The 25,379-nt window shown below is 72.7% G+C and carries 19 protein-coding genes; 10 read left to right on the top strand and 9 right to left on the bottom strand.

All coding sequences use genetic code 11. The features are described 5' to 3' along the window. The first annotated feature begins 13 nt into the window (after nt 1-13). Entirely contained in the window at nt 14-1,138 is a 1,125-nt protein-coding gene (locus ABZY57_RS09660) for a YihY/virulence factor BrkB family protein (protein WP_356509910.1), read from the top strand. 80 nt (nt 1,139-1,218) lie between these two features. Here the strand turns inward: ABZY57_RS09660 and ABZY57_RS09655 are convergent, their stop codons facing one another. Together ABZY57_RS09655 and ABZY57_RS09650 are read right to left on the bottom strand one after the other, a co-directional pair. Continuing rightward, nucleotides 1,219-1,638 (bottom strand): VOC family protein, encoded by a 420-nt coding sequence (locus ABZY57_RS09655; protein ID WP_356509908.1) that lies wholly within the window; start codon nt 1,636-1,638, stop codon nt 1,219-1,221. Nucleotides 1,639-1,725: 87 nt separating this feature from the next. After that, entirely contained in the window at nt 1,726-2,460 is a 735-nt protein-coding gene (locus ABZY57_RS09650; protein ID WP_356509906.1) for a TetR family transcriptional regulator, read from the bottom strand. A 467-nt stretch (nt 2,461-2,927) separates the two neighbouring features. On the opposite strand from ABZY57_RS09650, the gene rsgA reads away from it, so the two are divergent. After that, the gene (gene rsgA / locus ABZY57_RS09645; RefSeq protein ID WP_356509904.1) at nt 2,928-4,076 is read left to right on the top strand and encodes a ribosome small subunit-dependent GTPase A; all 1,149 of its coding nucleotides are present in this window, start codon (nt 2,928-2,930) and stop codon (nt 4,074-4,076) included. A gap of 63 nt (nt 4,077-4,139) precedes the next feature. Here the strand turns inward: rsgA and ABZY57_RS09640 are convergent, their stop codons facing one another. The 3 genes from ABZY57_RS09640 to ABZY57_RS09630 all read right to left on the bottom strand — a co-directional run bounded on the left by ABZY57_RS09640 (nt 4,140) and on the right by ABZY57_RS09630 (nt 6,162). Beyond that, complete coding sequence (locus ABZY57_RS09640) at nt 4,140-4,523, bottom strand: PPOX class F420-dependent oxidoreductase (protein WP_356509902.1); 384 nt, start codon at nt 4,521-4,523, stop codon at nt 4,140-4,142. A 145-nt stretch (nt 4,524-4,668) separates the two neighbouring features. Further along, nucleotides 4,669-5,160: a DUF456 domain-containing protein gene (locus ABZY57_RS09635; protein WP_356509900.1), complete on the bottom strand. Its 492-nt coding sequence runs from the start codon at nt 5,158-5,160 to the stop codon at nt 4,669-4,671. A 24-nt stretch (nt 5,161-5,184) separates the two neighbouring features. Continuing rightward, a complete protein-coding gene (locus ABZY57_RS09630) occupies nt 5,185-6,162 on the bottom strand; it encodes a helix-turn-helix domain-containing protein (protein WP_356509898.1) in 978 nt (325 codons plus the stop codon). A 201-nt stretch (nt 6,163-6,363) separates the two neighbouring features. Here ABZY57_RS09630 and ABZY57_RS09625 point away from each other — a divergent pair, with 201 nt between their 5' ends. The 4 genes from ABZY57_RS09625 (at nt 6,364) to ABZY57_RS09610 (ending at nt 15,013) form a co-directional block, all read left to right on the top strand. Further along, nucleotides 6,364-10,164, top strand: a complete 3,801-nt coding sequence (locus ABZY57_RS09625; RefSeq protein WP_356509896.1) for a S8 family serine peptidase — start codon at nt 6,364-6,366, stop codon at nt 10,162-10,164. 1,564 nt (nt 10,165-11,728) lie between these two features. After that, complete coding sequence (locus ABZY57_RS09620; protein WP_356509894.1) at nt 11,729-12,607, top strand: protein phosphatase 2C domain-containing protein; 879 nt, start codon at nt 11,729-11,731, stop codon at nt 12,605-12,607. A 66-nt stretch (nt 12,608-12,673) separates the two neighbouring features. Next, a complete protein-coding gene (locus ABZY57_RS09615; protein WP_356509892.1) occupies nt 12,674-14,416 on the top strand; it encodes a pyruvate dehydrogenase in 1,743 nt (580 codons plus the stop codon). Nucleotides 14,417-14,626: 210 nt separating this feature from the next. Continuing rightward, entirely contained in the window at nt 14,627-15,013 is a 387-nt protein-coding gene (locus ABZY57_RS09610; protein ID WP_356509983.1) for an ATP-binding protein, read from the top strand. 53 nt (nt 15,014-15,066) lie between these two features. Here ABZY57_RS09610 and ABZY57_RS09605 read toward each other — a convergent pair whose 3' ends face one another. Further along, on the bottom strand, nt 15,067-16,134 hold the full coding sequence (locus tag ABZY57_RS09605; protein ID WP_356509890.1) for a DUF2637 domain-containing protein: 1,068 nt from the start codon (nt 16,132-16,134) through the stop codon (nt 15,067-15,069). A gap of 323 nt (nt 16,135-16,457) precedes the next feature. Next, nucleotides 16,458-17,351 (bottom strand): (2Fe-2S)-binding protein, encoded by an 894-nt coding sequence (locus ABZY57_RS09600; protein WP_356509888.1) that lies wholly within the window; start codon nt 17,349-17,351, stop codon nt 16,458-16,460. 117 nt (nt 17,352-17,468) lie between these two features. On the opposite strand from ABZY57_RS09600, the gene ABZY57_RS09595 reads away from it, so the two are divergent. Continuing rightward, nucleotides 17,469-18,131: a GntR family transcriptional regulator gene (locus ABZY57_RS09595; RefSeq protein ID WP_356509886.1), complete on the top strand. Its 663-nt coding sequence runs from the start codon at nt 17,469-17,471 to the stop codon at nt 18,129-18,131. A 336-nt stretch (nt 18,132-18,467) separates the two neighbouring features. On the opposite strand, the gene ABZY57_RS09590 is transcribed toward ABZY57_RS09595, so the two are convergent. Together ABZY57_RS09590 and ABZY57_RS09585 are read right to left on the bottom strand one after the other, a co-directional pair. Continuing rightward, nucleotides 18,468-19,247 (bottom strand): hypothetical protein, encoded by a 780-nt coding sequence (locus ABZY57_RS09590; protein WP_356509884.1) that lies wholly within the window; start codon nt 19,245-19,247, stop codon nt 18,468-18,470. A 189-nt stretch (nt 19,248-19,436) separates the two neighbouring features. Then, nucleotides 19,437-21,116 (bottom strand): PucR family transcriptional regulator ligand-binding domain-containing protein, encoded by a 1,680-nt coding sequence (locus ABZY57_RS09585; RefSeq protein ID WP_356509882.1) that lies wholly within the window; start codon nt 21,114-21,116, stop codon nt 19,437-19,439. Nucleotides 21,117-21,370: 254 nt separating this feature from the next. On the opposite strand from ABZY57_RS09585, the gene ABZY57_RS09580 reads away from it, so the two are divergent. From ABZY57_RS09580 to ABZY57_RS09570, 3 genes are read left to right on the top strand one after another with little or no spacing between them, the layout of a single operon-like run. Beyond that, entirely contained in the window at nt 21,371-22,267 is an 897-nt protein-coding gene (locus ABZY57_RS09580) for a xanthine dehydrogenase family protein subunit M (RefSeq protein WP_250744166.1), read from the top strand. A gap of 2 nt (nt 22,268-22,269) precedes the next feature. Beyond that, nucleotides 22,270-22,878: a (2Fe-2S)-binding protein gene (locus tag ABZY57_RS09575; protein ID WP_254384639.1), complete on the top strand. Its 609-nt coding sequence runs from the start codon at nt 22,270-22,272 to the stop codon at nt 22,876-22,878. 2 nt (nt 22,879-22,880) lie between these two features. Continuing rightward, nucleotides 22,881-25,286, top strand: coding sequence for a molybdopterin cofactor-binding domain-containing protein (locus ABZY57_RS09570; RefSeq protein ID WP_356509879.1), 2,406 nt, complete (start codon nt 22,881-22,883; stop codon nt 25,284-25,286). The last annotated feature ends 93 nt before the right edge of the window (nt 25,287-25,379 follow it).

Genomic DNA, 25,379 nt, shown 5'->3' with positions numbered 1-25,379 from the left:
ATACCGTAAGGACGTGCAGCACGCGAAAGAAACACCTGAGCGGATTCCGGGACGCCTCCACCGGGCCCGCGCCCTCTACCGCAACGTCTCCAAGCGCAAGATGGCGTGGCTGCTGCTCAAAGACACCGTGAACTCGTGCATCGAGTACCGGATCCTCGGACTCGCCGCCGAGGCGGCCTTCTTCACCCTGCTCTCGCTGCCCCCGCTCTTCCTGGGCCTGCTGGGCCTCCTCGGCTACGTGGACGGCTGGTCGGGCGGTACGACCGTCGCCAGCATCGAGGAGAACATCCTGCGGGCGGTCGGCACCGTGCTCTCCGACCGGGGCGTCAACGACATCGCCAAACCGATGCTCGACGACGTCACCGGCCGGGGCCGGCCCGACCTCATCTCCCTCGGTTTCGCCTTCGCCCTCTGGTCGGGCTCGCGCGCCGTCAACGTCTTCATCGACACCATCACCGTCATGTACGGGCTCGACGGACATCGCGGCATCGTCAAGACCAGGCTGCTCGCCTTCGTCCTCTACATCGCCGCCCTGCTGATCGGCGCCATCGTGCTGCCGCTGATGGTGGTCGGCCCCGACGCGGTGGTGCGGCTGGTGCCCTGGAGCACCGAGGTGATCGCGGTCCTGTACTGGCCCGTCGTCACCCTGCTCTCCATCGCCTTCCTGACCACGCTCTACCACGTCTCCGTCCCGGTCCGCTCGCCCTGGATCGAGGACGTGCCCGGCGCGCTGGTCGCCCTCGCCATGTGGGTGCTCGGCTCCTTCCTGCTGCGGATCTACCTCACCAACACGGTGGAGGGCCCGACCATCTACGGATCGCTGGCCGCCCCCGTGGCGATCCTGCTGTGGATCGGCATCTCGGCCTTCGCCGTCCTGGTCGGGGCCGCCGTCAACGCCGCGATCGACCGGGTCTGGCCCTCGGTGGCCACCGCGGCCGCCCGCGAGGCGAACGAGCGGGTCCGCGAGGCGGAGGCGGCCCAGCTCGTGGCCCGGGCCGCCGCCTGGCGGGCCCTGGCCGAGGGGGAGTCGGAGGACGACGAGGGCGACGAGGACGGGGGCATGCCCTCGGAGTTCCCGGAGCGCTGGTCGAAGTTCCTGCCCCCCGAGGACTACAGCTCCCGCCTGCGCAAGCACTGACCGCGGCCGGCCCCCGGCACGGCGCTTCGATACGCCGACCGGGCCCATGACCCCCGCGAGGGGCGCACCCTGGCGGGGGCCTACGCGGCGGGGCCGGGGGGCGTGGCCGCTTCGGCCGGTGCGAAGAGGGAGACCCCGGAGCCGTCCGGGTCAAGGACGACGGCATAGCGCTGCCCCCAGAAGGCGTCCCAGGGCTTCAGGTGGCCCGTGTTCCCGGCCTCCGTCAGCTCCGCGTACAGCGAGTCCACCTCGGCGGGGGAGTCGCACAGAAAGGCGAGTCCCACCCGGCCGTCGCTCGTGGGGCGGGTCCAGGACGGGTCGAAGGAGCGGATGACCTCCTCCGTGTCCCAGCCGATCCGCTGCCCGCCCGGCAGCACGGCCTCGACGTGCGGCTGGGAGTCCGCCTCGGCGGGTACGTCGATGCCGAGGCGGCGGTAGAAGGCGAGCGATGCGGCCATGTCGGAGACGATGAGGCCGATCATGTCGAGTCGGGGAGTCATGAACTCACCCTAGGCGCGCCCGGCCGGGCCCGTCTTGAACACATCGGACACCGGCGGGCCGGAGAGTGGCCCGCCGGTCCGGTCCCGTCACTCGGGGGCCTCCTCCTGGGGCAGGTGCCGGTAGACCGTGGCCCGGGAGACGCCGAGGGCGGCGGCGATCGCGGTGGCCCCGCTGCCCGCCGCGTGCATCCGGCGGGCGGCCTCGATCATGGCCGGGCTCATGGCGGCGGGCCGACCGCGCCGTCCCCCCGGCACGGGCCGCGACGGCACCTGCGGCCCGTGCTGCCCGTCGAGCAGGCGCCGTACGCCGTCCAGGACGGCCTCGCGCAGCACGGGGACGGGAGCGTCGGCGAAGAGCACCACCGGGTCGGAGAGCATCGCGACGGCCTGGGCGGCCCGCACCCGTTCCGCGAATGCGGGATGCGGCCCCGCGACCAGGAAGTTGGCGCGGAGCATGGCGTCGCGCAGGCGGGCGAAGGCCGGGTCGGATGTGGCCAGGGCGGCGTCCTGGAGGTTGAGGCGCAGCAGGTGGCGGTGGTCCAGCCAGACGTCGAGAACCCCCTCGATGGCGGCCCACCGGGCCCGGTCCGAGGTGCCGGAGGTGGCGGCGGTGCCGGGCCCGTCGGGCGCGGCGGAACCGCCGGATGCCGCGGCGCGGGCCAGGGCGGCCGCCAGATCGCGGAGCATCGGTTCGACGAGGGCGCCGAGGATGTCGGCCTTCCCGGGGAAGTGGTAGAGCACCGCCGGCTTGGAGACGCCCACCTGTTCGGCGATCTCCCGCAGCGAGGTCTCGTGGAAGCCGCGGACGGCGAACAACTCCATGGAGACCCGCAGGATCCGCCGCCGGGTGTCGGGAGCCGTCTCGGTCGTCGACGTGTTCCGCGACGCGGCGGGGGCGGTGCAAGGCGTCTCGTAAACCGTCTCAGAATATGCGGTTCCGCTGGTCTCCATCAGAACAGCTTAGTGTCCGTCGCTGACTTGACTGCAGATTTCTCCGGTCCGGCCTGACCGGCGGTAAGTTCGAAATCAAGTTTCAGGACAGTCCGTAAAAGAAGTGGCGCACGCCTGAGGCTGCTTGTTACGGTGGGGCCGTTCCCGCCGACCGGTGCGGAACGGCTCGTCAGTACGTATGCAGACCCGGAGGTGAGTTCATTGATGACTGTCATGGCGCAGGGCGTTGCCCGCACTCAGAAGACCATCAATGTCACTTCTGTGGTCTCCGGCTGACCTCTCACCTCTTTCGCGCCCGTAGCGGCGCACCGCCGGGGCCACCCTGTGAAGGGTTTCCCTTGTCTCTCCCCGCTTTCTCCTCTTCCCTCTCTTCCTCTTCCTCCGCTTCGTCTTCCGAGCAGGCCTCCGGGTGTGCGCACGCCCTGGCCCCCTACGGCTGGGACGAGGCGTGGGCGGCCGAGTTCGCCCCGTACACGGATCAGGGCCTGCTGCCCGGCCGGGTCGTACGGGTCGACCGCGGCCAGTGCGATGTCATGACGGCGCACGGCATCGTCCGCGCCGACACCGCCTTCGTCACCCCGCACGACCCGCTCCGGGTCATCTGCACCGGCGACTGGGCGGTGCTGGAGGCGCACGGCAATCCGCGCTACGTGAAGACGTACCTGCCGCGCCGGACCGCCTTCGTACGGTCCACCTCCTCCCAGCGGTCCGAGGGGCAGATCCTCGCCGCGAACGTCGACCACGCGATCATCGCGGTGTCGCTGGCCGTCGAACTGGACCTCGGCCGCATCGAGCGGTTCCTCGCGCTCGCCTGGGAATCGGGGGCGCAGCCGCTCGTCGTCCTGACCAAGGCGGACCTCGTCCCGGACCCGGTCACCCTCGGGCACCTCGTCGAGGACGTCGAGACGGCGGCGCCCGGTGTCCAGGTCCTCACCGTGTCCTCGAGGACCGGGGAGGGCACGGACGTGCTCGCCGCGGTGGTCGGAGGCGGGACGAGCGTGCTCCTCGGGATCTCCGGCGCGGGCAAGTCCACGCTGGCCAACACGCTGCTCGGGGAGGAAGTGATGGACGTCCAGGCGGCGCGTGACGTCGACGGCAAGGGCCGCCACACCACCACCACGCGCAACCTGCTCGCGCTGCCGGGCGGCGGCGTGCTGATCGACACCCCCGGACTGCGGGGCGTCGGCCTCTTCGACGCGGAGGCGGGCGTCGGGCAGGTCTTCTCGGAGATCGAGGAGTACGCGCAGCGGTGCCGCTTCCACGACTGCGCGCACGAGGCGGAGCCGGGGTGCGGGGTGCTGGCCGCGCTGGCCTCCGGCGAGCTGGCCGAGCGGCGGCTGGACAGCTACCGCAAGCTGCTGCGGGAGAACCAGCGGATCGTCGCCAAGACGGACGCGAGGCTCCGCTCGGAGATCAATCGCGCCTGGAGGCTCCGCTCGGCGGAGGGCCGCGCGAACTACGCCGCGAAGCGCAGGGGCCGAGCCTGACCGCGGCCCGCCCCGGGTCCGGGCCCCCGCCCGGACCCGGCTGCGGGGGGTGTCGCTGCGGGGTCAGGTGTCCAGGCCCCACGACAGGACGCGGTCCGGGTGGATGCGGATGACCTCCGGGCTGAAGTGGGGGCCCAGGGAGTGCGGGCCGACCTCCAGCGTGGCGTGGCCGCGGATCTCGACGCCGCGCACCTTCCAGGGCCGGACACTGGCGAGGTCGTCGACGACCAGGGACAGTCGGGGGTTCGCGGTGAGGTTGCGCCACTTCTTCGTCGTACCCATCGCCAGCCCGCCCACCAGGACCGTGCCGTCGTCCTGCGGGAAGAACCCGACCGGGTTCGCCTGTGGCTGCCCGGCCGGGTCCACCGTCGCGAGCCGGCCCAGGTGCTGCGCACGCAGGTATGCCAGTTCGGCCCCGCTGAAACCATTGGAACCCGACTCCGTCATGGGACCGACGATCCCAGCCGGGGCCGCGCGGCGCATCGGGCCGAGGACCTACCCGGGGCCTACGCCGTGAGCCCCGTCCGGAGCCCTAGGTCCCGGGATCCGGGATCCGGGATCCGGGAGGGCAGGAGGCGGGCCGCGCCGGCGGCTACGCCCACAGCAGCGTCCCCACCCACGCCCCCACCACGAGCAGGCACGCGAACAGCTCCACCAGCACGCTCGTCCCCACCGCCCGCATCACCGCCCGCATGGACGCCCACGCCTCCCCGTGGGTGCCCAGGCGGCGTCGCTCGCAGAGGTAGATGCCGCCCACGAAGCCGGGGACCGTACCCACCACCGGGAGCAGCACGAAGCCCAGTACCGCCCCCGCACCCGCGTACACCACCATCCGGCGGGTGACGCCGACCCCCCGGAGCCGCCGCGGGGGCAGCAGCCACTTCACCACCTGCACCACCAGCAGCAGCGCCGTCGCGCCCGCCAGCAGGCCCCAGGCCACCGACGACCGTTCGTGAAGCGCCCACCACAGGAGTCCCGCCCAGACGAGGAGGGCGCCGGGGGCGCCGGGGACCAGTACCCCGAGCAATCCGAGCACCAGCACCAGGCCCACCAGCAGCAACTGGGGCAGCTGCGGCAGATCCATCTGCTCAGCCTGCCCGGCCCGGGGCTATCGGGCCACCCAGCCCCGTTCGTACGCGTGCCAGCCGAGCTGGAGCCGGGTCGTGACCCCCGACAGCTCCATCAGGCCCTTGACCCGCCGCTGGACCGTCCGCAGGCCCAGCTCCAGGTGCTTCGCCACGCTCGCGTCCGTCATCCCCGCCAGAAGGAGGGTGAGGATCTCCAGGTCCGTGGCGTCGGGGCCGCCGTCCGATTCCTCCGGCGCCCCGGTGGAGCCCAGCCGCAGCGGGAGCGACTCCCGCCAGACCGCCTCGAAGAGGCCCATCAGGGACTCCAGCAGCCCCGACGCGTGCACGACCAGCGCCGCCGGCTCCGCGCCGCGCGCCGTCAGCGGGACCATCGCGAGCGACCGGTCCGCGATGACGAGTTTGGTCGGCACCTGGCCCGTCACCCGGATGTGCTCGCCGCGCGCCAGCGCCGTGGACGCCTCGCGGATCCCGCTCGGCAGGGTGAGCACCTCCCGTTCGATGACCACCCGGTAGGAGACCCCCCGTACGGCCGCCCGGTCCTCCGCCTCGTTGTCCGTCCCCTTCACCACCTGCGGCCGGCCGCTGACCAGCGCGAGCACCTCCTCCACGGCGCCGAGCTGGAGCTGGTGGAAGCGGTGGGCCACCGCGCTGGCGCCCGTCACCACCTCCACCAGGTCGTGCACGGCGGGCTCGGTGGCCTCCGCCCGGTACTCCTCCGCCAGCAGCGCCGCCGCCAGTTCCGCCTGCTCCAGCTCGTGCCGCTGCTGGGTGAGCAGGGCGCCCAGGGCCACCCCGGGCGGGGCCGCCACCCACCGGCCGGGCCGGGCCGAGGACTGGGCGGCGAGCCCGTGGCGCTCCAGGTGGCGCAGGGTCCGCTCGGTCTGCTGCACCGGCAGCGTCAGACGGTGCGCGAGGTCGGGTATCTCCGCCGCCCCCAGCGCGACCAGCGCGCGGTAAGCGGACTCCTGTCCTTCGTCGAGACCTATCGCACTCAGCAACCCGTCCACCCAACCCTCTCAGTGCCGTTCCTGGCGGGAAGCGGCCACGGCGCAAACCCGCCGCGGACATCATCGCCGCACCCCCCGCCCCTCTGCCAAGGTGGCGCCACCGCAGCACCAACATCCGCTGGCCAGAAGCCATTTACGCGGCGATATCGCCGTGCAATGCAGTAGTTGGCCGGAATTCACCTGGGGAGAGCGATGCGCCCGATATCGCGTACGGCACTGGGAGCGGCCATCGCGGCCGCCCTGGCCGTCACGGCCGTGGGCCCGTCCACGGCACAGCCGAGCGACGGAGCGTCCGGAGCGGGGACCGGCACCGAGAAGAGGCCCCTCACGGGGAGCGCGGCGGCAGCGCAGCAGCCCACCGCGCCCGTCACGGTCACGCTGGTCACCGGTGACCGGATCCTCGTGTCCACCGACGCGGCCGGCCGCACCGCCGCCACCGCGGCGCCCCGCCAGGACGGCTCGCAGCCGATCGTGCAGACCCGGCAGGCGGGCAAGGACCTCTACGTCTACCCCGAGAGCGCGGTCAAGGCGCTCGCCGCGGGCAAGGCCGACGAGGAACTCTTCAACGTCACCGGCCTGATCCGGCAGGGCTACGACGACGCGCACGCCAAGAAGCTCCCGCTGATCGCCGTCTACGAGGGCTCCGCGGGCCTGGCCCGCAGCGCCCCGCCCGTACCGCGCGGCGCCGAGCGGTCGCTGGTCCTCGGCTCCATCGGCGGCGTCGCGCTCGCCGCCGACAAGGACAAGGCCGCCGACTTCTGGGCCGACGTCACCGGCGCGCACGTCGACCCCCGCGCGCGGTCGACCGCCTCCGCCCCGCTGAAGAAGCTGTGGCTGGACGGCAAGGTCCAGGCGAATCTGGAGCGGTCCACGCAGCAGGTCGGCGCCACCGCCGCCTGGGCCGCCGGATTCGACGGCACGGGCACCAAGGTCGCGGTCCTCGACACCGGCACCGACCTCGAACACCCCGACCTCAAGGGCCGGGTGACCGAGGCGAAGAACTTCACCGACTCGGACACCGCCGAGGACCGCCAGGGCCACGGCACCCACACCATCTCCACCGTCGGCGGCTCCGGCACCGAGAGCGGCGGGGCGAAGAAGGGCGTCGCCCCCGGCGCACAACTGCTCAGCGGCAAGGTCCTCAACGACTACGGCTACGGCCTGGACTCCTGGATCATCGCCGGCATGCAGTGGGCCGTGGACAGCAAGGCCGACGTGGTCTCCATGAGCCTCGGCGACTCCTCACGGCTCGACTGCGACGACCCGATGGCCGCCGCCACCGAGGCCCTGGCCCAGAGCGGCAGCACCCTGTTCGTCATCGCCGCCGGCAACTCCGGCCCCGGCAACAACACGGTCTCCTCGCCCGGTTGCGCGCCCAGCGTGCTGACGGTGGGCGCCGTGGACCGCGACGACGCGACGGCCTCCTTCTCCAGCCGCGGCCCGGCGGGCCTGAACCACACCCTCAAGCCCGAGATCGCCGCCCCCGGCGTCGGGATCTCCGCCGCCGCCGCGGGCGGCCGCGGGGTGTACGCGTACCAGTCCATGTCCGGCACCTCGATGGCCACCCCGCACGTCGCGGGCGCCGCCGCCATCGTCAAGCAGCGCCACCCCGACTGGACCCCGCAGCAGATCAAGGCCGCCCTGGTCGGCTCCGCGAACACCGCGGTCCCCGGCGACGTACGGGAGACCGGCGGCGGGCGGCTCGACGTCAAGGCCGCCGTCGACACCACCGTCACCGGCGCCCCCGCGCTGCAGGGCGGTACCTTCAACTGGCCCCAGGACCGCAGCGACCGCACCGCCGTCGAGGTCCCGTACACCAACACGGGGACCAGGCCCGTCACGCTGAACCTCTCCGTCGAGAAGGTCACCGGCAACGACGGCTCCGCCGTCCGCGGCCAGCTCGCCCGTCTGGACGAGCGCACCGTGACCGTCCCGGCCGGCGCCACCGTCAAGGTGCCGCTCGCCCTGGACCCCGCCGCGAGGCTGGAGCGCTCCCAGTACGGGGACGTCACCGGCCGCGTCGTCGCCACGGCCAAGGGCGTGCACGTCTCCACCCCCTTCTCCCTCTACGTGGAGCCGGAGACGGTCACGTTGCGCGTCAAGCTCCTCGACCGCGCGGGCCAGCCGGCCGCCGGCCCGTCCTCCCTGGACGTGATCGGCACCGACGACGCCACCGGTGAGCGCCGCTTCAACGAGGGCGCCGCCGACCAGGTCTACCGGGTCCGCCCGGGCTCGTACTTCCTCTCCGCCTTCGTCGGTACCCCCGACGCCGGCGAGAACCCGCAGATGTACGACTCGCTGACCTACCTCGGCCGTCCGCAGACGGAGATCAAGAAGGACACGGTGATCGTGCTGGACGCCCGCAAGGCGGCCAAGCTGAGCATCGCCACCGACAAGCCCACCGAGGCGCGCGCCACCACCCTCGCCTTCTCCCGCTCCTGGGGCGCGGAGTGGCTGCACGCGGGTACCGCCATGGGCGGCCGCACCATCCGCGGCTACTACGCCTCGGTCGACGCAGCGGCCCGGGAGGGCGACTTCGAGTTCGGCAGCTACTGGCGGGCGGCCGCGCCGCTGGTCTCCGAACTGAAGGCCTCCGGCGGCCCGGTGCTGCACCCGATCACCGCCTCCACCGGCAGTGACAACCTCGACGGCACCGGCAGCGCCCCGCTCGTCGACGCGGGCTCGGGCACTCCCGAGGAGCTCGCCGCCGTCGCCGCCAAGGGTGCGATCGTCCTGGTCGAGACGGCGGACGAGGGCTCGGCGTACGAGATCGCGGGCAATGCGAAGGCGGCCGGAGCCAAGGCCGCACTCCTCTACCGCGACGCCCCCGGCCGCTGGCAGGCCTTCACCGGCTACGCGGGCGGCTCCCTCCCGGTGCTGACCGTCGAATCGGCCGAGGGCCAGGCCCTGCTGGCCAAGCTCGGCAAGGGCGCGGTCACGCTGAACTGGAAGGGCAGCGCGAAGAGCCCGTACGTCTACAACCTGGCCCAGATCGAGAAGGGCCGGGTCCACGGGGACCGCACCTACCGGGTGCGCGACCGTGACCTGGGCACCGTCGAATCTGCCTACCAGTCGATGGGCGTCGCCGCGGACTTCGTCGACGTGGCCGGGGCCTACCGCCCGCTCGGCAACGCCGTGTACTTCGGCTCCATCGACACCGTCGCGGTACCGGGCAAGCGCACCGAGTACTACTCCGCCGGGGACACCGCCTGGGACCACCTGGTCTCCAGCAGCTTCCCGTGGGGCGAGTTCATGACGGACCAGCACCGCACGTACAAGGCGGGCTCCCGGCGCGCCGAGAGCTGGTACGACGGGGTCATCGGCCCGGTGGCACCGCGCGACACCGCGGGCAAGGAACTGTTGGCCGCCGAGCGGCAGGGCAACCTGATCGGCTTCGCCTCCGCCCTGTGGGGCGACAGCGGGCACTCCGCGCAGCAGGGTTCCTTCGGTGACCTCGGCAACGTCTCGCTCAAGCGCGACGGCGAGTCGCTGGGCGACACCGGCTACCCGTTCGGGGTCTTCGAGGTCCCGGCCGGCGAAGCCACGTACGAGATGACCCAGGTGCTGGAGAAGTTCGGCCAGCCGGCCCGGACCTGGCAGCGCTCCTCGGGGATCCTGACCACCTGGACCTTCCGCTCGAAGCTGGACGCGACGCAGTACTCGCAGGCGCTGCCGATCCTCTTCCCGCGGATCTCCGCCCCGCTGGACGGCATGAAGACCCTGGCCGCGGCCGACGGCCAGCAGATCGGCCTCGGGGTCGCCGGGCACGCGGGCTACGCGCCGGGCGCGCTCAAGTCGGCCAAGCTGTCCTACTCGTACGACGAGGGCGGCAGCTGGACCGAGGCGAAGGTCGGCGAGCGCGGCGGGCGGTGGACCGCGACCGTGGACCACGCCGGGGCCGCGGGCAAGCAGGTCATGCTCAAGGTCGAGCTGACCGACGTGAAGGGCGCCACCGTCACCCAGATGGTCGCGCGGGCGTACGACATCCGCTGAGTCGTACGGCACAGAGCAGGGGGGTCCATCGGACGGCGGTCCGATGGGCCCCCTTTTTCCTGCGTTCGCCGGATTTCGGCTGCACCGGAGCCCGACAATGAGGGCCATGAGTCAGCGGGACGCGGGCGCGGATGACTGGTGGCAGAAGCTCTACGAAGACCCCGACGCGGGACCGGAACCCGACCCCCGGGACACCCTGGAACACCGCTTCCGTTCGGCAGCGGTCCTGGTGGCGCCGACCCCGGTACCCCACCCCCGGAGAGACCCGGGCCCCCTGACGGCCCCCACCCCGCCCCCGGCGGAGGCGACCCCGCCGGAGGCCGGCGCCGAGGCGGAGGCGGGGCCGCCCGTGTCGGACGGCGCGCCGGTGGGGGAGATGGGGCCGCCCGTGTCGGACGCCGCGCCGGTGCCAGAGCTCGTACTGCCCGTGCAGGGTTGCGCGCCGGTGGCGGAGGTCGAGCCGCCCGCTCCGGTTTCCGGGCCGGCGGCGGGGCCTCGTGCGCCGGATCCCGGGGTGCTGCCCGAGGTGGATGCGGAGCCGCCCGGGGCGGTTTCCGACGGGGTGGCGGAGCCGGAGGCAGGCCGGCCGGAGCCGGAGGCCCGGACGGGGGACGGGTACGGCGGCTCCGTGCTGCCGCCGCCACAGGACCCCCGGGCGGGCGGCCAGACCTGGTACGCGCTCGGGAGCGTCGCCGTCCCGCCCGCGCTGCCCGCCGAGGAGCCGGGGGAACCGTCCGACTGGAGCTGGGGCCTACGGGACGAGGTGCCCACAGCGGCTGCGCCCCCCGAGCCGGACCCGGCAGGGGCCGGGAGCGGGCCCGCCGGCACGTACGGCGGAGCCGGGCATCCGGTCCCGGCGGAGCCGGCCGCGTCGGGCCCGGCGCGGGGTGTGGCTTCCGACGGCGGTCCGTGGACGGCTCCGGGCACTGGCCCGACTCAGGGCGGCGCTCCTGGCGCCGCTTCCGGCTTTGGCCCGGCCTCCGGGTCAGGGTCCGCTTCCGGGTCCGCTACCGGCTCTGGCCCGGCATCCGGCTCCGGGCGGGGTTCTGGTCCGGCGCACGGCTCCGGCCCCGGCCCTGATTCCGCTCCGGGGTTCGGCCCCGGCCCCGATGGGGGGTACGAGCCCGGCTCCGGCGCCGGCTCAGATCCCAGGTACGGCCCTTCCTCCGGCCCGGCCTCGGGGTCCGGCTCCGGCCCCGGTCCCGGTCCCGACTTCGGTCCCGTGTCCGCGGACGGTTCCGGCTCGGGTTCCGGCCTTGGGGCCGGTGCAGGGTCTGGCCTCGGCGCCGGGGCCGAGGCCGGCGTCGGCCTGGGCTCAGGCTCCGGATCCGCTTCCGCTACCGGCTTCGCCCTGGGGTCGCATCCCGGGTCCGGGGTGGGCTGGGGGGCTGCTCCCGTGTCCGCGGACGGTTCCGGCCCCGGTTCCGGGGACTCGTTCGGAGGGTCGGAGGGCGGGGCCGGGGCGGAAGCCCGCCCCGGCACCGGGCAGGCGGCCGGGCCGGACGGGGGGAGTGGGGCTCCGCCCGGGGAGGGGGACGGTGACCCGGGGGCCGGGGTTCTCGGGGTGCCGCGGCCCGTCGTCGCGCATCTGGGGGACCGGCCGCCCACCTACGCCGCGGAGCCCATCGCGTTGCCCGCCGCCGATCCGGCCGGCCTCGCCGCGCTGACGCCCGACACCGTGCTGGAGGGCGCCCAGTACGGCGGCTACACGTTGCGCGCCGCCTCCGTGCGCGGGGACTCCGCCCGGTTCCGGGGCGAGGGGCGGCGGGACTTCCTGCTCACCGCCCGCTTCGGCACCGGTCCCGACGCGCTGGTCCTGGTCGTGCTCGCCGGCGGGGACCGGGCCGCGCCCGGGGCCGCCGAGGCCGCCGCCGAGGTGTGCCGCTCCGTCGCGGGAGCCGTCGGGCGGAGCCAGGAGCGGCTGTCGCAGGACATCCGGGACGGCCGCCGCGAAGCCCTGCGCTCGGGGCTCCAGCGGCTGACCGACCGCGGCTACGGGCAATTGCGTGCCCGCGCCGCCGAGCTGGGGCTCCCGGAGGACGGCTACACGGCCGGGCTGCGCGGACTGCTGCTGCCGGTCGACCCCGGCTGCCGCACCCGGGTCTGCTTCGGCGCGGGCGCGGGCGGCCTGTTCCGGCTCCGGGACGGACGGTGGCAGGACCTGGAGGAGCCCGCCCCGGCACCCGCGCAGGCGCCCGCACCCGAGGCCGCCGGGTTCCGCTTCCGCTTCAGGGCCTCCGTGGCCCGCCCGGGGGACACCCTGCTCCTGTGCTCCGGCGGCCTCGCGGACCCCATGCGCGAGGAGGAGCCGCTTTCCGTCGAGCTCGCCGCCCGCTGGGCCGACGCACCCCCGCCGGGCCTCGCCGCCTTCCTCGCGGACACCCAGCTGCGCCTCAAGGGCTACGCCGACGACCGGACGGCCGCCGCGGTCTGGGAGGCGTAATCCGGCGGATCATGCGTGGATGGGAGGCGCACGCGGCAGAGCCGAACCGGAAAGGGCGCCCCCTCCATGGCCAAGCAGAACGTGGCGGAGCAGTTCATCGACATTCTCGTGCGCGCGGGTGTGCGCCGGATGTACGGAGTCGTCGGGGACAGCCTCAACCCCGTCGTCGACGCGATCCGCCGCACCGGCGGCATCGAGTGGATCCAGGTGCGCCACGAGGAGACCGCCGCCTTCGCGGCCGGCGCCGAGGCCCAGATCACCGGCACCCTCGCCGCCTGTGCGGGCTCCTGCGGCCCCGGCAACCTCCACCTCATCAACGGGCTCTACGACGCCCACCGCTCCATGGCCCCGGTCCTCGCGCTGGCCTCCCACATCCCCTCCTCCGAGATCGGCCTCGGCTACTTCCAGGAGACCCATCCCGACCGGCTGTTCACCGAGTGCAGCCACTACAGCGAGCTGATCTCCAACCCGCGCCAGATGCCCCGGGTCCTGCAGAGCGCCGTCCAGCACGCCATCGGGCGCGGCGGGGTCAGCGTGGTGTCCCTGCCCGGGGACATCGCCTCCCAGCCCGCACCGGAGCAGGGCATCGAGAACGCGCTCGTGACCGCGCGGCCGACCGTACGGCCCGGCGACGGAGAGATCGACAAGCTGGTCCGGCTCATCGACGAGGCCGACCGGGTCACCCTCTTCTGCGGCAGCGGCACCGCCGGCGCGCACGCCGAGGTCATGGAGTTCGCCGGCCGGGTCAAGGCCCCCATCGGGCACGCCCTGCGCGGCAAGGAGTGGATCCAGTACGACAATCCGTACGACGTCGGCATGAGCGGGCTGCTCGGCTACGGCGCGGCCTACGAGGCCACCCACGAGTGCGATCTGCTGATCCTGCTCGGCACGGACTTCCCGTACAACGCCTTCCTCCCCGACGACGTCAAGATCGTCCAGGTGGACATCCGGCCCGAGCACCTCGGCCGCCGCTCCAAGCTGGACCTCGCGGTCTGGGGTGACGTACGGGAGACCCTGCGCGCGCTGAACACCCGGGTGAAGGCCAAGACGGACCGCCGGTTCCTCGACCGGATGCTGAAGAAGCACGCGGACGCGCTGGAGGGAGTGGTGAAGGCGTACACGCGCAAGGTGGAGAAGCGCACGCCCATCCACCCCGAGTACGTGGCCGCGGTCCTCGACGAACTCGCCGACGAGGACGCCGTCTTCACTGTGGACACGGGCATGTGCAACGTATGGGCGGCGCGCTATCTTTCCCCGAACGGAAAGCGCCGCATCATCGGCTCCTTCAGCCACGGCTCCATGGCCAACGCCCTGCCGCAGGCCATCGGCGCACAGTTCACCGATCGCGGACGTCAAGTGGTGTCGATGTCGGGCGACGGTGGCTTCTCCATGCTGATGGGAGATTTCCTCACCCTGGTGCAGTACGACCTCCCCGTCAAAGTGGTCCTCTTCAACAACTCATCGCTCGGCATGGTCGAGTTGGAGATGCTGGTTTCCGGCCTTCCTTCGTACGGAACTACGAATAGGAACCCCGACTTCGCGGCGATCGCCCGCGCGGCGGGTGCGTACGGGGTCCGGGTGGAGAAGCCCAAGCAGCTCACAGCGGCTTTGAGGGATGCTTTCAAGCACAAGGGACCCGCCTTGGTGGACGTGGTCACGGACCCCAACGCGCTGTCCATTCCGCCGAAGATCAGCGCTGAAATGGTGACCGGATTCGCACTTTCGGCCAGCAAGATCGTGCTGGACGGAGGGGTGGGCCGGATGATCCAGATGGCGCGATCTAACCTCCGTAACGTGCCGCGCCCTTGAGCCCGGATGCGTGCGGATTCCCCCGGGGGGCATGCATCCCGTAGGCCTGTTCGACCGGCAGGCCCTTGATGAGCGGGGACATGCGGGAGGTACATCGCCGTGCGGGTGGGGGCGAAGACCGGAAAGCTGTGGCGCAGAGGGCGGCCGGTGCCGCGCGAACCGTCGGCCGAGGACGGGACGGCCGTGGACGCGTCGGGGATCACCCGGAGCGTGCGGCGGGCCGATCTCAAGGCGGTGGGAGAAGTCCGCCGGGATTTACGGGAGTTGATGCGTCACCGGTGCCGGGCGGAGGCGGCCGAGGTGGCCGAGCTGCTGATCACCGAGCTCGTCACCAACGCCCTCGTCCACACCGATCAGGGAGCCGAGGTCTCCGCGACGCTCGCCGCCGACCGCCTGCGCGTGGAGGTCCGCGACTTCGCCGCCCGCAGACCCAGGCCGCACGTACCGTCCGCCGACGACGGTACGCACGGCAGGGGGCTGGTGCTCGTGCAGTCGCTCGCCGACGCCTGGGGCGTGGACGCGCTCGGGCTGTCGCTGGGCGGCGGCAAAGTGGTCTGGTTCGAGCTCGACGGAGCGAAGGAGGCAGGGCCCGCCTGAGTGACCGGGCGGACCCCGCGCGGCGGGTCCTGGACGGGGACGTGCCCGTCACCTCAGCCGAACTGCTGCTCCAGGTCCTTCAGTTTGCGTTCCAGCGAGTCGAGTCGGGGGAGCGTCTGCGTATCGTCCTCGGCGGTGAGGTCCACCGTCCGGGGGCCGAAGGCAAGGTCAGTGGATTCGGTTCCGCTCACGGCCTGCAGGGAGGGCCGGCGCCGTAGGGGCAGCTGTCCGGTTTCCGCTATGGCCGGCTCCGCGCCGACCGGCGCGGAGCCCGCTCCGGGGGCCAGCCCCGGCACCTCGACCTGACGGGCGCGGGCCACGCGCCCGAACGCCCGGTTCTGCCGGCCGAGCGCCTTGATGTGCGCCCGGTCCAGGCGGTGCTGTTCCCGCCTGCGGTGCCGGTCCTGCTCCTTCTCCTTCTTGTCCTCGCGCACCTCGTCCACGGCCTCGTCGAGCGTGCGGACCCCCTCCAGCAGCATCAGCGACCACGCGCCGAAGGTCTCCCGGGGTGCCCGCAGCCAGCGGACCATCCGGATCTGCGGCAACGGCCTTGGAATCAGGCCTTGTTCGCGCAGTGCCGCCCGGCGGGTCTGCTTCAGCGCGCGGTCGAAGAGCACGGCCGCCGACAGCGACATGCCGGAGAAGAACTGCGGAGCCCCGTCGTGGCCGAGGCCGCGCGGGGCGTGCACCCAGTTGAACCAGGCGGCGGCTCCCGCGAACAGCCAGACCAGCATGCGCGAACCGAGGGCCGCGTCGCCGTGGCTGGCCTCGCGGACGGCGAGCACCGAACAGAACATGGCGGCGCCGTCGAGACCGAAGGGAACCAGGTACTCCCAGCCCCCGGACAGGTTGAGGTTCTGCCGGCCGAAGCCGACCAGCCCGTGGAAGGAGAGCGCCGCGGCGACCGCCGCGCAGCAGAACAGCAGGACGTACGAGGCGGTCCCGTAGATGGCTTCCTTGCGCCGCCGCCGCTCCTCGCTGCGCTCCCAGCTGTCCTCGGCCACCCCGGCCTTCTCGCCTTCGCGCTTGCCCCGGGCCAGTACCGCCACTGCCGCAAGTACGCCCAGGATCAGCAGGCTGCCGGGCAGCAGCCAGTCCAGCGATATGTCGGTCAGTCTCATGCGGTTGTCCCTTGCCTCGCGTATGCGGCTGTTCGGCTTGTGGCCGGTGCGGCTTTCCGGGCGCCATAGTGGCGCAGCCGGTGAGCCGTACACGCGGGTTTCGGGGCAAGTGGACGCCAATGGGGGGCGGAGCACGCCGGATAGGGTGTTGCGAATCGAACTCCCGCTCGTGCGGGATGAGTTGAGTTCGATTTCCGTCAGTCGGACGGGTGGGTTGAGGAGGCGGAGGCGGCGCCGCGCAAACTCGGTGGCGGTCGTACGCCCGGGCGGCCTCAGGTGTCCGTCAGAGGGCCGGCCGGGCCGGACGGCTCGGCCGGGTGGCCTCAGGCTGCGGTCAGGCGTGCGATGCGGTCCTCGTCGCACGTGCGGGGGCAGGTGACGCAGGTGTCGTCCGGGCGGATCGTGTAGAAGAAGCAGCAGCTCGCCCGGTCACGGGTGGGGAGCTCCCGGCCGTCCGGGGCTTCGAGCGTGCGGAAGCCCGCGCCACCGGTGTACGGGGCGGTCGAGCCGGGGAAGAGCCGGTCCAGCTCGCGCACGGCCCGCTGCTCCTCGGCCGCGCCGAGCAGGTTGCCCACGTACCAGAGGCTCTCGACCACGTCGTCGGTCACCATGCCCCACAGGGCGCGCCGCCCGCGCCGCATCCGCGGGCCGAAGCCCTCCATGACCGGTTCGAGGTGCTGGGCCGCCGCGGCCCGTACCTCGGCGCGCAGCGCGTCCTCGTCGGGCACGACCCGGGCCCCGGGGAGCGCTGCCGCCGGGTCGTCCGGCAGGCAGGCGAAGGAGTGGACGCGTACGGCCATACGGCCGTGCGTCCGGTGGAAGGACACGGCCTCCGGGGGCAGCAGCGGCACGCGCCGGTCCAGGAACCACGGGACGGTGATCAGCAGGCAGGCCATCCAGGCGTACCGGTGCAGCCCGAACCCCGCCACCACGTCCGCCCGGCCCGGGCGCCCGTAGTCGCGGAGGATCTGCGCCTCGTCCCACGCGAGGAACGCCTCCAGGGCCTCGCCGCCCGCGGCGAGCTCGTCCGCACCGACCCACCCCACACCGCGAGGGGAGGGTTCGTGCGGGGCGAGCTCGGTGACGCGCAGTCCGCCGTAGGCCTCGGTCAGCCGCGCGTAGGCGTCCGCCACCGGAGAGCCGGCCGGGGAGGGGGTACGGACGGGACGTACGGAGCGGACGCTGCCCTCGGTGGGCGCGACGGCCGTGACGGTCATGGCGAACCACCGAATCGCTCGATCGTTAACAGGTAAGCCTTACCTTACCTGATCTCTGTCGGGTGTGGGAAGGAGGGCTATTCTTCGGGGGCAGGTCGAAACCCGTGGGAGGACCGAGTGCGCGATACGGCCCGAGCCCGGGTACCGGAACAGCAGGACCGCAAAGTGGTGCGCCACTCCGTGCGCGGGCAGATCCTCGACGCCCTGCGGGCTGCGCTGCTCGCGGGCGAGCTGACACCGGGGGAGATCTACTCGGGACCGGCCCTGGGGGAGCGCTTCGGGGTCTCCGCGACGCCCGTGCGCGAGGCGATGCAGCAGCTGGCGCTGGAGGGGGTCGTCGAATGCCTCCCGAACCGGGGGTTCCGGGTCCTGACCCGGACCCCGGGAGAGCTGGCGGAACTGGCCGAGGTCCGTGCGCTGCTCGAAGTCCCGGTGATGCTGCGGCTGGCCCGTACGGTGTCGGCGGGGGCGTGGGCCGCGGTGGCGCCCTTGGCCGCGGAGGCGGAGGCGGCGGCCGCCGCGGGTGATGCGGCGCGCTACGCCGATGCGGACCGGGCGTTTCACCGTGGGGTGCTCGCGCTGGCGGGCAACGGCCAGCTCCTCGTGGTGGCGGAGGACCTCCACCGGCGCTCCCAGTGGCCCCTGCCGGGCCCCCGGCGCATCCGCCGGGCGGACCTCGTCGCGGATGCGGCGGAGCACGTGGCGGTCCTGGCGGCCCTCTCCACGGGCAACCTCCCGGAGGCGGAGTCCCTGATCCGCGCCCACTTCACGTCCGCCTGACGGACCCCGCGCCTCGAACGCCGGCGGGGCTGGGGTGTGGCGGTGCTCGCGGGGCTGCGGGTGGGTCGGGGCCGACACCCCACCCCGCCCCCGCCCCGGCCGCGACCGGCTCCACCGCCACGCCAATTCAGCCGTCCGGCGTGTGAGGACCGGGGTCCGGGCCGGCCCGAGCACGGTGGTAGGGCGGGTAGGGGACTGCGCCCCGCAGGGCCCCCCGCCCGCCGACCCCACGCCGGGGCGGCGGTGGCGAGCACTCCGACCGGGTCCCCGCCGGTCGGAGTCCGGCGCAGCGACGCGAAGCCCGCGCAGCGGTGCGTTGAGAAGGTGTGCGGCGCGTCAAGAGGGGGTGGGGACGGGGCGGAGTTGGTCCGCCAGCCAGGTGGGGATGCCGCCCAGGAGGTGGAAGAGGCGGCGGGCCTCCGCACGGAGCCGGGCGGCCTCCGGTTCCGGTTCGGCTTCGGCCAGGGCCGCCAGCGCCGGGGCCGTGCCGATCAGGAACCCCAGGTCCTCCCGGATGCGGAGGGACTCCGCGAAGCCCTTGCGGGCCTCGGCGACCTCCCCGTCCCGCAGGGCCAGCGCCGCCAGGTGCCGCCAGGTGAAGGAGAGGAGCAGGGTGTCGCCGTGGGCGAGCGCGCCCGCGTGGGCCCGCCGGTACGCCGGCAGGGCCGACGAGGGCGCGTCCGCCAGGTGCTCGGCGACCAGGCCCCGCCGGAAGTCCAGCAGCGGCCGGGTCCGGGACCCCGGGGACAGGAGCGCCGCGGCCCGGCCGAGCGCGGAGCGGGCCTCGTCGGCTCGGTCGCGCACGCCCAGTACGGTCGCCGCGTAGGCGAGGTGACCGCGTTCGCACGCGGCCGCGCCCCGGTCGTCGTCGTCCTGGGAGACCGCTTCGGCCACCCGCAGGGCGTCCTCCGCCTCGGCCCAGCCCTGCCCGGTGAACAGGCAGCGTTCGACCAGCAGTCCGGTCCGCTGCACGGCGGCTCCGGCATCGTGCAGGTGCGGTGTCAGCAGGGCCGCCGCGTCGGTCCAACAGCCGCGCGAGCGCAGCCGCCATATCGCCCGCTGGAGGGGGTCGTCTCCCCCGATAGTTCCGGCACTGGACATGGCGGTATCCGCCACATTGCCCTCCCCAAAGCAACCAAGCAGCACGTCGTTGAGCCCTGGGGCGAAATGAGAGCACGGATCGGCGGGTTCGGCCAAGGGGTCGGGTGAACTCTTTCACAAAGTCCGGACGGATCATCAGTCACCCCCGACCGGCCCCCACTCGGGCCCCGACCGGCCCCCCGGCCGGTCAGGCGGTGGATCTTCTCAGCTCATCCGCAGTGCCAGGAAGAAGTCGAGCTTGTCCTCCAGCCGGGAAAGATCCCTCGCCGTCAACTGCTCGATTCGCCCGACCCGGTACCTCAGCGTGTTGACGTGGAGGTGCAGCCGCGTCGCGCAGCGGGTCCACGAGCCGTCGCAGTCCAGGAAGGCTTCGAGCGTGGGGATGAGCTCCGCGCGGTGGCGGCGGTCGTAGTCCCGCAGCGGGTCCAGCAGTCGGGCCGTGAAGGCGCGGCGGACGTCGTCCGGGACGAACGGGAGCAGCAGGACGTGCGAGGCCAGCTCGTGGTGGCCGGCCGCGCAGACCCGGCCCGGGCGGGCCGCGGCGACCCGGCGGGCGTGCCGGGCCTCTTCCAGGGCCCCGCGGAGCCCCTCGGCGGAGGACACGGCCGCGCTGACGCCCAGGGTGAGCCGGCCGTCGTCGGCGAGGCCGGCCGCCAGGGGGTCCCGTACGGCCGCGAGCAGCGTTTCCGCGTGCAGGGCGGTGTCGGGGCCCTTCTCCTCGCCGGGCTCCCCGGCGGGCGCGGGCAGCGGTACGAGGGCGATGGCCTCGTCCCCGGCGTGCGCGACGGCGATGCGGTCCGAGGGCTCCGGCCCGGAGACCGACGGGTCGACGAGGATCTCCTCCAGCAGCGACTGGGCGACGGGGCCGCCGGCGATGTCGCCGCCGTCCCAGTCCACCCGGGCCACGACGACCTGCCAGTGCGGGGCGGCGCCCAGGCCGGGCAGGAGGACCGGCGCGGCCACCCGCAGGCGGGCGGCGATCTCGGCGGGCGGAGCGCCCGTCTGGACCAGTTCCAGGACTTCCTGGGCGAGGCGGCGGCGCACGGTGCGGGCCGCGTCGCGGCGGTCCCGCTCCACCGCGATGAGCTGGGTGACGCCCTGGAGCAGGTCGAGCCGCTCGGCCGGCCAGTCACCGGCGTCGGCCTCCACGGCCAGCAGCCAGTCGGAGAGCACGCTCTCGCGGATGTCCCGGGCCGCCGGACCTGCGGCGCCGCGGCCGTGTCCCCTGATCGGGAAGAGGGAGTAGGTAATACCCTGGAGGGAGATCCGGTGCGGACCCCTGCGGCCCGTCCGGACCGCCGCGAGGTGCTCGCTCGCCAGTGCCGCGCAGATGCCCGGCGCCAGCGGCTCTCCCGCTCCGGCGATCTGCCGGCCGGTGGGCGAGAGCACCCAGGCCCGGAGATCGAGGTCCGTGGTGAGCAGATCGAGCACCACATCGGGTCCACCACCGGCCGGACCGGAGGTCATGAGCCGCCGGTGGCGGTCCACGACGGCCGCGAGGTCCCCGGCACGCTCTCCCGACACCTGCCGCACCACGTACTCGGTGATGGTGGCGAATGCAACGTCTTCGTTTACAGCGAACAACGGCAGACGGTTGCGCAGACACGCCGAGACGAGGTCGTCGGGAATATCACCCAGCTCGGCCTCGCCGGCTGCGAGCCCGGCCACGCCGGCGCTCGCGAGGATTCGTACGAACGGCTCGGAGTCGGCTGAATTTCGTCTCCATGCCAGGCCAGTGAGGACCAGTTCCCCACCGGACAGGTATCGGCTGGGATCCCTCAGGTCGGTCGTCATGACCCCGCGGACCGTCCGGTCGAGTTCTTCCTCGCCGCCCAGCAGCCGCAGCCCCAGCGCCTCGGTTTCCAGCAGTGCGCGCAGCCGCATGATGTCGCCGCCGATCTGTCTCGAATGTTGCCGTTGGAAATCGGGCAGGTCGTCGCATCCTGCCTTTCATACGAATCTACAAGACGAGGGAGGTCCCCAGCCAACTCCTTCATGGTTTCGGTGACTGCACCCGAGGGACGGACGGCCGGTGTACTGAGTCCACACCGCGTTAACAGCACGTGAACGACCAGTCGAGGGCCCAACGGCCTCCTGGCTTGAAGTGAACGACCCGATTAAGAAGAAGAGAGCCGCACATGGACTTCCTTCGCCCCGCCAGCTGGGAGGAGGCGCTCGCCGCTAAGGCCGAGTTCCCCACAGCTGTGCCGATTGCGGGTGGCACCGATGTGATGGTCGAGATCAACTTCGACCACCGTCGGCCGGAGTACCTCCTGGACCTGAACCGCATCGGTCTCCTGCGGGAGTGGGAGGTCGGCGAGGACGTGGTACGTCTGGGCGCCTCCGTCCCGTACACGCAGATCATGGAGAACCTCCGCACGGAGCTTCCGGGACTCGCGCTCGCCTCGCACACGGTCGCGTCCCCGCAGATCCGTAACCGCGGCGGTGTCGGCGGCAACCTCGGTTGCGCCTCGCCGGCCGGCGACTCCCACCCCGCGCTCCTCGCGGCGGGCGCCGAGGTCGAGGTGGAGTCCGTACGCGGATCCCGCCTCATCCCGATCGACGAGTTCTACACCGGCGTCAAGCGCAACGCGCTGGCCGCCGACGAGCTCATCAAGACCGTCCACGTCAAGAAGGCGGACGGCCCCCAGCAGTACTCCAAGGTCGGCTCCCGCAACGCGATGGTCATCGCCGTCTGCGCGTTCGGCCTGGCGCTGCACCCCGAGACCCGCACGGTCCGTACCGGTATCGGTTCGGCCGCGCCGACCCCGATCCGGGCGAAGGCCGCCGAGGAGTTCCTCAACGCCGCGCTCGAAGAGGGTGGCTTCTGGGAGTCCGGCAAGGTCATCACCCCGTCGATCGCCAAGCAGTTCGGTGACCTCGCCTCCGGCGCGGCCAACCCGATCGACGACGTCCGCGGCACGGCGAAGTACCGCCGCCACGCGGTCGGCATCATGGCTCGCCGCCAGCTCGTCTGGACGTGGGAGCAGTACCGCGGTTCGAACAACGGCCGCTCGCTTGAAGGGGCTGCGTAATCATGCGCGTCAATTTCACTGTCAACGGCCGTCAGCAGGAAGCCGACGACGTCTGGGAGGGCGAGTCCCTCCTCTACGTCCTGCGCGAGCGCCTGGGCCTGCCCGGTTCGAAGAACGCCTGTGAGCAGGGCGAGTGCGGTTCCTGCACCGTCCGTCTCGACGGCGTGCCGGTCTGTTCCTGTCTGGTCGCGGCCGGTCAGGTCGAGGGCCGCGACGTCGTGACCGTCGAGGGCCTGGCGGAGTTCGCCAAGCAGCGCGACGAGCACGGCCACGGCGGTGCCTGCGGCACCGGCGGCGGCTGCGGCAGCAAGGGCGGCGTCACCCTGGACGCGGCCAAGCAGTGGCAGGCCAAGCCGGGCGACTCGCAGACCGGCGAGGGCGTCGAGCTCTCCACCATCCAGCAGGCGTTCATCGACGCCGGCGCCGTCCAGTGCGGTTTCTGCACCCCGGGCCTCCTGGTCCAGGCCGACGCGCTGCTGGAGGAGAACTCCTCCCCGTCCGACCAGGACATCCGCGAGGCCCTGTCCGGCAACCTCTGCCGCTGCACGGGCTACGAGAAGATCCTCGACGCGGTCCGCCTGGCGGCCGCCCGTCAGTCTGAGGCGGTCTGACCATGGCTCAGAACACGCGTACGGTCCCGGCGGGCACGCCGACCAACGTCACGCAGAACCACACCAAGGGCGGAATCGGCGAATCGATTCTGCGCCCGGACGGCACCCTCAAGGTGACCGGTGAGTTCGCGTACTCCTCGGACATGTGGCACGAGGACATGCTGTGGGGCCAGACGCTCCGCAGCACCGTCGCCCACGCCGAGATCGTCTCGATCGACATCTCCGAGGCCCTGGCGATGCCGGGCGTCTACTCGGTGCTGACGTACGACGACCTGCCGGCCGAGATGAAGAACTACGGCCTCGAGATCCAGGACACCCCGGTTCTCGCCAACGGCCGGGTCCGTCACCACGGTGAGCCGGTCGCCCTCGTGGCCGCCGACCACCCGGAGACCGCCCGCCGCGCGGCCGCCAAGATCAAGATCGACTACCGTGAGCTGCCGCTCGTCACGGACGAGGCCTCCGCCCTCGCCCCCGACGCGCCGCTGATCCACGAGGGCCGCGACGACCACCACATCGGTCACGTCCCGCACCCGAACATCGTGCACCGCCAGCCGATCATCCGCGGCAACGTGGAAGAGGCCCGCAAGCGCGCCGACGTCATCGTCGAGGGCGAGTACACCTTCGGCATGCAGGACCAGGCCTTCCTCGGCCCGGAGTCCGGTCTGGCCGTACCGTCCGAGGACGGCGGTGTCGAGCTGTACGTCGCCACCCAGTGGCTGCACTCGGACCTCCAGCAGATCGCCCCGGTCCTGGGCCTGCCGCCGGAGAAGGTGCGCATGACGCTCTCGGGCGTCGGCGGCGCGTTCGGCGGCCGCGAAGACATCTCGATGCAGATCCACGCCTGCCTCCTGGCCCTGGCCACGAACAAGCCGGTCAAGATCGTCTACAACCGCTTCGAGTCCTTCTTCGGCCACGTGCACCGTCACCCGGCGAAGCTGTACTACGAGCACGGCGCCACCAAGGACGGCAAGCTCACGCACATGAAGTGCAAGATCGTCCTGGACGGCGGCGCGTACGCGTCCGCTTCCCCGGCGGTCGTGGGCAACGCCTCCTCCCTCTCGGTCGGTCCGTACGTCCTGGAGGACGTGGACATCGAGGCGATCGCGCTCTACACGAACAACCCGCCCTGTGGCGCGATGCGCGGCTTCGGCGCCGTCCAGGCCTGCTTCGCCTACGAGGCCCAGATGGACAAGCTCGCGGCGAAGCTGGGCATGGACCCGGTCGAGTTCCGCCAGCTCAACGCCATGGAGCAGGGCACGATCATGCCCACCGGCCAGGTCGTGGACGCTCCGGCGCCCGTCGCCGAGCTGCTGCGCCGGGTCAAGGCCCGCCCGCTGCCGCCGGAGCGCCAGTGGGAGTCGGCCGGCGAGGGTGCGGACGTCCGCGCGCTGCCCGGTGGCCTCTCCAACACCACCCACGGTGAAGGCGTCGTCCGCGGCGTCGGCTACGCGGTCGGCATCAAGAACGTCGGCTTCTCCGAGGGCTTCGACGACTACTCGACCGCCCGTGTGACCCTCGAGGTCATCAACGGCGAGGCCGTCGCGATGGTCCACACGGCCATGGCGGAGGTCGGTCAGGGCGGTATCACCGTCCACACCCAGATCGCCCGTACGGAGCTGGGTGTCTCGCAGGTCACCATCCACCCGGCCGACACCCAGGTCGGCTCCGCCGGTTCCACGTCCGCCTCGCGGCAGACGTACATGACCGGTGGCGCGGTGAAGAACACCTGTGAGGCCGTCCGCGAGGCGGTCCTGGAGATCGGCCGGCGCAAGAACGGCTCGTACCACCCCGCGTGGGCGACCGCCGAGCTGCTCCTCGAAGGCGGCAAGGTCGTCACCGATGGCGGAGAGGTCCTCGCGGACATCGCCGACATCCTCGAGGGCGAAGACCCGATCGACATCGAGCTCGAGTTCCGCCACGCCCCGACCGAGGCCTTCGACCTGGTCACCGGCCAGGGCAACGGCCACGTCCAGTACACCTTCGCCGCGCACCGCGCGGTCGTCGAGGTGGACACCGAGCTCGGCCTCGTCAAGGTCGTCGAGCTGGCGACCGCCCAGGACGTCGGCAAGGCGCTGAACATGCTCTCCGTGGTCGGCCAGATCCAGGGTGGTACCACCCAGGGCCTGGGCGTCGCGATCATGGAAGAGATCATCGTGGACCCGAAGACCGCGAAGGTGCGCAACCCCTCCTTCACGGACTACCTGATCCCGACCATCCTCGACACCCCGACCATCCCGGTCGACGTCCTGGAGCTCGCCGACCCGAAGGCCCCGTACGGCCTGCGCGGCATGGGCGAGGCCCCGACCCTCTCGTCCACCCCGGCCGTCATCGCGGCGATCCGGGCGGCGACCGGTCTGGAGATCAACAAGACGCCGATCCGTCCGGAAGCCCTCACCGGCACCCTCTAGGACGGCGTGGTGGGGGGGGGGGGGCGCGGCGGGGCCCCGCCCCCGCCCCCCGCGGGCCGCCGCGGGGGGCGAGCGGCGGCGAAGCACGCCCAC

It is taken from the genome of Streptomyces sp. NPDC006450 (assembly GCF_040612195.1).
In the GTDB taxonomy this organism is placed as follows: Bacteria; Actinomycetota; Actinomycetes; order Streptomycetales; family Streptomycetaceae; genus Streptomyces.
Note: the sequence above shows the minus strand (reverse complement) of the source record. Positions and strands in the feature narration are given on the sequence as shown.